The organism is Chitinivibrionales bacterium (genome assembly GCA_035516255.1).
Classification (GTDB): domain Bacteria; phylum Fibrobacterota; class Chitinivibrionia; order Chitinivibrionales; family FEN-1185; genus FEN-1185.
The window spans coordinates 74,144-82,491 of the sequence record DATJAL010000009.1; the positions used below are offsets into that span (position 1 = coordinate 74,144).

Here is an 8,348-nt window from a genome sequence, read left to right on the forward strand (position 1 = left end):
GTCCTCCTGTAAGTGGTGTCGTATCCAAATGTAAATTATTTCATGGTTTTGTTTTGAGATTGTATGAATTTCATTGATTGTTTAAAATACTCTCTAACATTTAAGCATAAATGTTTCTTCCAATTTTCTCCGGAGTCATTCCTTGAATTCGCCCATTCTGCTATTGCATAGCCAATTCCTTCTTCCAGCAAATAACCCTGAGTTTGGCCGCGGGGGTTGTTACAATGAGCATTTTCTTTAGCGGGTCTGAGGGCCGGCCAGGCCCTTCCATATCTTGAATTTGTATTTTATTTTACGATCACTCTTCTCGCATTGCATTTATTTGTATTATTTACATCCAACAAAAACAATCAGCCTCACCCGTATTTAGGATATATTTTTTACATTCATCAGCAGTGTCATTTCAACAAATCAAAAATTTAAACAAAATAAAATCTCATGCCCAACTGCCTCTCCTGCAAAAACCTCCACGTTTCCTTCTACACCGACGACGGAATAGGCCGCGCCGTGTGCGGACTGTCGTTTGACGTTGGGGAAAAAAAGACGCTCGGCATCGTGGGCGAATCGGGATGCGGCAAGAGCGTCACGGCCCTTTCGGTGATGCGGCTGGTGCCGGCGCCGCCGGGCCGGATCGAAAAGGGCGAGATGGAATTCGGCGGCAGGGACATCCTGCGTCTTTCCGAAAACGAGATGCGCGGCCTGCGGGGCAACAAAATTTCCATGATTTTCCAGGACCCCATGACCTCGCTCAACCCGGTGTTTACGTGCGGGTACCAGATCCGCGAGGCGATAGTGTTCCATAAAAACATGGGCGCCAAGGCGGCCGACGGCCTGGTGAAGGAAATGCTTGACAAAGTAGGAATACCCCGTCCGGCCGAGGCCGCGGCGAGCTATCCGCACCAACTCTCGGGCGGCATGCGCCAGCGCGTGATGATCGCCATGGCGCTTTCGTGCGGGCCGCAGTTGCTCATCGCGGACGAGCCCACCACGGCGCTCGATGTGACCGTGCAGGCGCGCATCCTCGACCTGCTGCTGTCGCTGCAGCAGACGCTCGCCATGAGCATGATCATGATCACCCACGACCTGGGCGTGGTGGCGGAAATCGCGCACGACGTGCTCGTGATGTACGCGGGCGAGGCCATGGAATACACCGGCGCGGCCGCGCTGTTTGAGCGGCCGCTCCATCCCTACACCAAGGGGCTGCTCGCCACGCTGCCGCTTCTTGACAAAAAGCAAAACCGGCTCAGGGTGATCCCGGGCGAGGTGCCCAGCCCGCTTTCGATCCCCGGCGGCTGCCCGTTCCACCCGCGTTGCGAGTTCCGCATGGACCGGTGTTCACGGGAGCACCCCGAACTGTATCGGCCCGAGCCCGGCCACCAAGTGAGGTGTTTTCTTTATGCCTGACGCAGCAGTAAAAAACACCGTTGCCGTGGGCCTTGACGGACTCAGGGTGTATTTCCCCGTCACGAAAGGCATTCTCGGCAGGGTGGCGGGCTGGGTCAAAGCGGTTGACGGCGTGAGCTTTTCCATCTACCGCGGCGAAGTGTTCGCGCTCGTGGGCGAGAGCGGGTGCGGCAAGACCACCATTGCGCACGCCATACTCGGGCTTGTCAAGAAGACGGGCGGCACCATCACCATCGGCGTGGGACCGTGGAAAGACGCGCCCAAAAACTGGGATGAGCTTGACAAAGAGAGCATCCGCGGCCTGCGGCGGAGCGTGCAGGTGATCTTCCAGGACCCGTATTCGTCGCTCAACCCGCGCATGACCGTCCGCGCCATCCTCGAGGAGCCGCTCATCATCCACAAGATGGGAAGCGCGAAGGAGCGGCGCGGCCGCGTTCTGGAGCTCCTTGACATTGTGGGACTGTCGCGGGACTTTCTCAACCGGTACCCGCACGAGTTCTCGGGCGGCCAGCGCCAGCGCATCGGCGTGGCGCGTGCACTTGCGTGCGGCCCTGACATCATCATCGCCGACGAGCCGGTGAGCGCGCTGGACGTGTCGATCCGCGCGCAGATCATCAATCTGCTGCAGGACCTGCAGGAAAAGTACCGTCAGACCCTGCTGTTCATTTCGCACGACCTGGCCGTGGTGCGACACATGGCAGACCGGATCGCGGTCATGTACGGCGGCCGCATTATGGAGATGGGCACCGGAGACCAGATCTTCTCAGACCCGCGCCATCCCTACACCCGCATGCTCCTGGCCAGCATCCCGGTCGCGGGAAAGGGACGCCTTAACAAACAGGAAGGCCGCGAGGAGGAAAAGGCCGGCGCATGGGGCGGAAAGGGGTGTCCGTTTTATCCGCGCTGTGGAAAGGCGGGGGAGGAGTGCCTTGTGGGAGACAGTGGTTTGAAGGATATCGGCGAAGGGCATCTGGTGGCTTGCATTAGTCAAGGCAAATAAAACAAGTATTAAATCTGGGCGCCCCGCCGAAGACGGCGGCGGCCCTCCTTCCGGGCTCGGCCTTCGGCCTCGTTGCCGGACCGCCCGAAGTCGCCTGCGGCGAAGGGTCGGCCGGCAATTCGCTTTAGCTCACCCTGCAGTCCGGCCTGGCGCGGCGGCAGGCACGCGTTAGTGACCCCGGAACAATGGCGCCGTCGAGCTGTAATTTATCAAATAAGGGAGCAAACAATACCTATCATGTCATCCCCCGACCCCGGTCGGGGACCCATTTTCCTAAGATATATCATCATGAACCTGATCCTTCTTTATCAATCAGATTTTACCGATACATCGCTGGTTGAATTAAAAGGCCGGAGATTAAAGCACATGCTTGAGGTGCACCGGGCAAAACCGGCAGACACGCTGCGCGTGGGATTGCTTAACGGGAAAGTGGGGACGGGAACGGTTGAATCAATTGATTTAAAATCCTGTAGAATGGAAGTCGTGCTTGATCAGAATCCTCCGCCGCCATTGCCGCTCACGCTTCTGCTCGCCCTTCCCCGGCCAAAGGTGCTCAGAAGAATCGTCGAGGCCGTCGCCTCGTTCGGCGTCAAGCACCTTTACATAATAGAAACATGGCGGGTTGAAAAGAGCTTTTGGAAAAGCCCGTTGATAAAAAAGGAAAGCCTCGAAGACCACTGTGTGCTGGGCCTTGAGCAAGCTTGCGATACGGTGATGCCCGAGATTGAATTCAGGCGGCGGTTCAAGCCGTTTGTCGAGGATGAGGCGCCCGAAATAATCAAAAACACCCGCGCGCTTGTGGCGCACCCTGTCGCGGAGCAGAATTGTCCTTATCATGTCAAGGAGCCGATAACGCTGGCGGTCGGCCCTGAAGGCGGTTTCATTCCGTATGAAATTGAGCTGTTGAAGAAGCAGGGATTTGAGGACGTCAATTTTGGGAAAAGGATTTTACGGACAGAATGGTTTGTTCCGGCAGTGGTAGGAAGGCTGTTCTGAGGAAGCTCGGTTGGCGGTTCTATCGGGGGTAGAGGTTAATGAAATAACGATAACGTTGAGCCGCTGGTGTAATGCGCCGTAAAATCCTTTGTTTTAGGTTCCCGTTCGTACTTTGAGCCTTCTGAGGAATTGAAGAAAGCATAAGCACGCGCATAGCCAGTCGGTGCTTGAACGACATGTTATGCATGGTTTTTGGGGTGTCTTCAATTCTTTTTTAAGTATACATAAAGACTAATTCCCATTTCTTTGATTTCGTATTCTTTAAATAATGTTTGCAAAATTAATTTGTTAAAACTATCCTTATTATAAGCTGCATTTTTAAGAAAAGATTTAAAAGCAAATTGCATAAATAATTGGTCAAATCCTTTTAAATTCATTTCCTTTATTGATTTGTCAAGTTGCTCTGAAGATGCGCCTTTATTCATATCAATTATTAAAGCTGCTCCGCCACTTTTTAAAACCCTGTACATTTCGCTTAATGCTTTGACTGGTTCCTTAAAATTCTTAAATGCAGCAGTACAGATAATAAAATTAAACATGCAATCAGGATAAGGCATTTTAGAAACATTACCTTGCTGAAAATTTATGATAACGCCGTGTTCTTTTGCATTCTTAAGGGCAATGTTGACGAAATCGTTACTAATGTCCAAGCCGTAATTATTGTATGTGCCTAGTTTTGAAAGCTCAATGGATAAATAGCCAGGACCTGGTGCTACTTCTAGAATTGAATCGCCGCTTTTAGCACATTTTGCCACTTCTTTTGCGTAAGACCTCATTTCCTCAAGTCTGTGTGTTCGAGAATTGTTATCATACCATTTTGCCATAAAACCGTTGATACCAAGGTCGTGAAAACGGCGGAAAAAACTCATCATAGAATCACCCTCTTATCTTACTGCGTTAAGAACGTGGAAATTGTTTTTTAATATTTACGATCGTGCTAATATGCCGGGCCTTGTGCTGAGCCCGTCGAAGCATACGACCGCATTTTCATTCTGCAAACCACCAATCTTGTATGAAGAACCGAGCGACCGCGAACCAAGGGTGTTTGCAAATGCGAAGGTCATGATTTAGCGCCTTGTTAGGCCTGCTCTTATTCTTACTTTTCCTTAACCGTATTCCCAACTATTAATTTGGACCCTGAATTTGCAAGAAGCCAAGCTGTAATTGCTAATATATTTATCTTTTGAATCAACCCAAATACATGTACGCTTTTGTTGTTAAAAAGCAATAAAATCAGCCCCAACAATGAAATCGTTAAAAGCGAAGTTATCAGTGAATACGTTTTGAAAGTACCAGATTCTATCTTTCTGGCAATTAGAAATACGGCAATTGGAAAACATGTAAATTCGGATAAGGCAGCCCAAACATGTATTTGACCACCAATAGTAACGGTTTCGCCTATATCCATTTTCATTAACCCAATAATTATAACACTTATTCCAGCCAAAATTAATAACAAAGACCCAATCCGGGCTAATCCTACATTTAGCCCGATTAATATTTCACATATTCCAATTGCAATTAGTCCGATAGTAAGTACCATTAAGAATTCACCTACTGCAAATCTGCTTAATGGCTCTGACAGGAAACTTAGTTCTGGCCTAAGAAAATGAATAATGATTGACGCAACCAAGAAGTAAAGAGCACAAGCGAAAGCGATTACCATTTTGATATTGATCTTCTGCATTTTCTTCTTCTCCAGGTCTAACGCCCGCGATAAGCCGCGAGCTGCAGTGGAACTATTCCTAAAAACAAGCACTGCAGCTCGTCGGTCTTTATTGCGTTGTTGTGCCTGCCTTTTCTTCCATTTCATTTCTTGGTTCAGATACCTTCATGGCCAATATGATATCACTCGTTATGCCAAATGCTACTATCGGAATCGCAGAAATATATACAGATAACATGACCTATACCAAATCATCAAATTTATCATTGCTTGAAATTGGCGTGTTGTCTTGAGATACCTTTTCCAAATCTCTCTTGTTTCGTTGCTTGACTAAATATCGAGTTATCCAAAAACAAATGCCACAAATTATTATGGTTGGGATTACCTCAACCAAAAAAGCAATAAGTGAGTGGTTGGGAAAATAGTTTTTTATGGTAGATATGCTGTAGAACTGGGTAAGAATTATTGCCATTAACTTAAGCAAGACAAATATAGATACGATTGGAATAATCGCCAGTAGTTTCTCGATTCCCCTACCATATTTCAACGAATAGGCAATAACGACAATAATCGCTATTAGGGCCGGAATTGCAGCCATATGTAACCCTTCCGCATTTCAATATTCATTTGAGCCTGGCAGATATTCAATTTTCACGACCACTATGATGTCACTCGTTATGCCAAATCCTACCTCCGGTGGGACTCATCAAGCGACATGACTGTTGTTACACATTACTTATGCCAATTCCCAGCCGTGGCAAGGCTCAGTTGCCAATTGTTTTCGAGGCACAACGCCGCACTAATATGCCGGATTACGACCGCATTTTACCGCCGCAAACCACGAATCTTGTATGAAGAACCTACCGCCAGCGAACCAAGGGTGTTTGCAAATGCGGACGGTCATTATTTAGCGCGTTGTTAAGTATATTTGATAGCAGCGTAAACAAATTACAAGTAGTTGTTCAGAAAGCCCTAAGTAGTTCTCTTAAACTTCCTGGTATCATTTCCGAACGAACGCAAAAAGACACTTGGAATTTCCGTAAATACTCCTGCAGGTTACTAGGTACATTCCGTTGGGAAATTCGAAATTCGGAAAGGATACACTGCCGTTTGATACATGTGTCGAAAACGACCGAACTAGCCGGCCGTTGGGTGAATGGATGGATATCTCAAGCGCCGTGCCGTTGAGCCATTGAGGAAAACCAATGGAAATTTTGGTCCCGGACTGATGAATAGATATCAACTGTTTGTCTTCGGCGCTTGAACTTGGGTTAAAGACAATACCCAAGCTGGCTGGCGTGGATAAAATTGTTCCGTGTGTCCCTACGATTACGATACAATTTGTATTGGAAACAACTGACAGCAGTGTTTCCTTGACGGCATTTCCCTCATTGGTCCACGTAGTGCCTCCATCAAAGAACAAAATCGTTCCTGAATCGCCTACTATCACGAATCTACTTCCCGTCCAGGTGACGGCGTTGAGGTTGTTGTCTTTTAGCGTGCCGGAGTCGGGCATGCCTATTTGAGTTGGAACGGTATGGTGTACCCAATTTGTGCCATCCAGGGAAGTCAAGACTTCCGGCATTGACGACCATTCGCAGAAGGCAGAAAAGGACCTTGGGCCGACAACCGCGAATGAGGTGTCGGTCCCGCCGACGAAACCGGAGCTCCCTCCAAGGGAAGAGTCTACGCTGGTCCAAGTGATGCAATCCTTGGATGATGAAATTCTGTACTGGTACGACTCGCCTTGCACGAGGGAGCCCCTGCAATAGCACACCCATGAGCACCAATTGTATTCGTTCTGGAAAAGGACGAAATAGGATCCTGACCAGCAAATTGATTGTATGGTGGTTGGAAATTGAAGATTTGTGCTGTCAATGGGGCCTGGTGCTGTTCCCAGAGTCCATGAGCTGCCGTCTTTTGAAAGGACAAGACTGTTGCTTCCGTAACTGGCAACAAATTGGCTCCCGGACCACGCAACAGCACCTATTCTCGCATTCGGCAAGCCGACATCGATTTTCTGCCAAGTCGACCCATTGCCGGAGTAAATGAGAGCTCCGGAGTCTCCGCATGCCAACGCCCGCGTTCCCGCCCAGGTCGCGGCCAACAGGTTTCTCGAAGTACCCGAGACTTGTTTTGTCCATGCCAGGCCATCTCCAGAGGTCAGAACTACGCCGCTATCCCCGACGGCAATGAATTCTTGGCCAGACCAAAGAACAGAATGAAGCGTTGCAAATGTTCCAGATACGCTTTGCGTCCAGGCATTTTGCGTTGCGGAAAATGCTTGTAAAAAGCATAGCATGAGAAGCGTCGTGATTGATAGTAATGTTTTCATTTTTGGCTGCCTTTCCCAAATGAATTGAATTACTGGTCCCTATTATTCATTAATATGCCGGACTACGACCGCATTTTCCCACCGCAAACCACGAATCTTGTATCAGGAACCGGCCGACCGCGAACCAATGGCGTTTACAGATGCGGACGGTCATGATTTAGCGCGTTGTTAGAAATGCAATTATTAGTATTTATTTTCATTGAATTCATTAATTCAGTTTCTTCTTCTATAGACATGATATCCAATTTCATTTAATCCTATATTTCTTAAATACAAAGTATCTTCTGACCCAGATACTTTCCAATTGAACGCAGAAACTGTGTCAAATATTGTGGGCTGAAAATAGAGAGTGTCTGCATTTGACTTCCAGTTTGATTGAACTGGATTTGGGTTTGGCACTCTTTTAACACATACAATGTGTGGTGAACCAGGAAGAAGGGTTGGTGTGTAAGCAGCAGAAACTATAGTTCCGAAATAAGAATAATTTGCGTTGAATTCATATGATATTGAATCACATTCATTGTTTGGATTTCCAGAATTGTCCCAAGAACCAACGATAGGCAAGGAGCTTAATGGTTCACTCGGATGAGAGCAAAGCAAGAATACCGGTATCAAGATGTAAATTGCCTTTTTCATTTCTTTATTCCATTTCTAACGCCGCGCTAATATGCCGGACTACGACCGCATTTTCCCGCCGCAAACCACCAATCTTGTATGAAGAACCGACCAGCCGCGAACCAAAGGTGTTTGCAAATGCGGACGGTCATGATTTAGCGCGTTGTTAGATTTTCGTTTCGTTCTTACACTCATAAATTGCCTTTAACTTTCAATTTCTTTTTGATTAACCATTCTTGAAATTGAGTTTTCATCAAATTGTATTCATCCTCTGACATATCCTTATATTCTGGATAAGCCCACTTTCTACCATTTCTTGGCCAAATAAAGAA

The 8,348-nt window shown here is 47.8% G+C and carries 8 protein-coding genes; 3 read left to right on the forward strand and 5 right to left on the reverse strand.

Annotation, left to right across the window (positions count from 1 at the left end):
- Positions 1-438 precede the first annotated feature (438 nt).
- The 3 genes from VLX68_03585 to VLX68_03595 all read left to right on the forward strand — a co-directional run bounded on the left by VLX68_03585 (position 439) and on the right by VLX68_03595 (position 3,400).
- Positions 439-1,404, forward strand: a complete 966-nt coding sequence (locus VLX68_03585; GenBank protein ID HUI91309.1) for an ABC transporter ATP-binding protein — start codon at positions 439-441, stop codon at positions 1,402-1,404.
- Complete coding sequence (locus tag VLX68_03590; protein HUI91310.1) at positions 1,397-2,404, forward strand: oligopeptide/dipeptide ABC transporter ATP-binding protein; 1,008 nt, start codon at positions 1,397-1,399, stop codon at positions 2,402-2,404. The genes VLX68_03585 and VLX68_03590 overlap by 8 nt, the downstream gene beginning before the upstream one ends.
- A 288-nt stretch (positions 2,405-2,692) precedes the next feature.
- Positions 2,693-3,400, forward strand: a complete 708-nt coding sequence (locus tag VLX68_03595) for a 16S rRNA (uracil(1498)-N(3))-methyltransferase (protein HUI91311.1) — start codon at positions 2,693-2,695, stop codon at positions 3,398-3,400.
- A 203-nt stretch (positions 3,401-3,603) separates the two neighbouring features.
- On the opposite strand, the gene VLX68_03600 is transcribed toward VLX68_03595, so the two are convergent.
- The 5 genes from VLX68_03600 to VLX68_03620 form a co-directional block, all read right to left on the reverse strand.
- On the reverse strand, positions 3,604-4,272 hold the full coding sequence (locus tag VLX68_03600) for a class I SAM-dependent methyltransferase (protein HUI91312.1): 669 nt from the start codon (positions 4,270-4,272) through the stop codon (positions 3,604-3,606).
- 224 nt (positions 4,273-4,496) lie between these two features.
- A complete protein-coding gene (locus VLX68_03605) occupies positions 4,497-5,213 on the reverse strand; it encodes a DUF998 domain-containing protein (GenBank protein ID HUI91313.1) in 717 nt (238 codons plus the stop codon).
- Positions 5,214-5,307: 94 nt separating this feature from the next.
- Positions 5,308-5,664 carry a hypothetical protein gene (locus VLX68_03610; GenBank protein ID HUI91314.1) on the reverse strand — a complete coding sequence of 119 codons (357 nt, stop codon included), beginning with the start codon at positions 5,662-5,664 and terminating at the stop codon, positions 5,308-5,310.
- A 402-nt stretch (positions 5,665-6,066) separates the two neighbouring features.
- Complete coding sequence (locus VLX68_03615; GenBank protein HUI91315.1) at positions 6,067-7,401, reverse strand: hypothetical protein; 1,335 nt, start codon at positions 7,399-7,401, stop codon at positions 6,067-6,069.
- Between the two features lie 213 nt (positions 7,402-7,614).
- Positions 7,615-8,037, reverse strand: coding sequence for a hypothetical protein (locus tag VLX68_03620; GenBank protein HUI91316.1), 423 nt, complete (start codon positions 8,035-8,037; stop codon positions 7,615-7,617).
- Positions 8,038-8,348 lie beyond the last annotated feature (311 nt).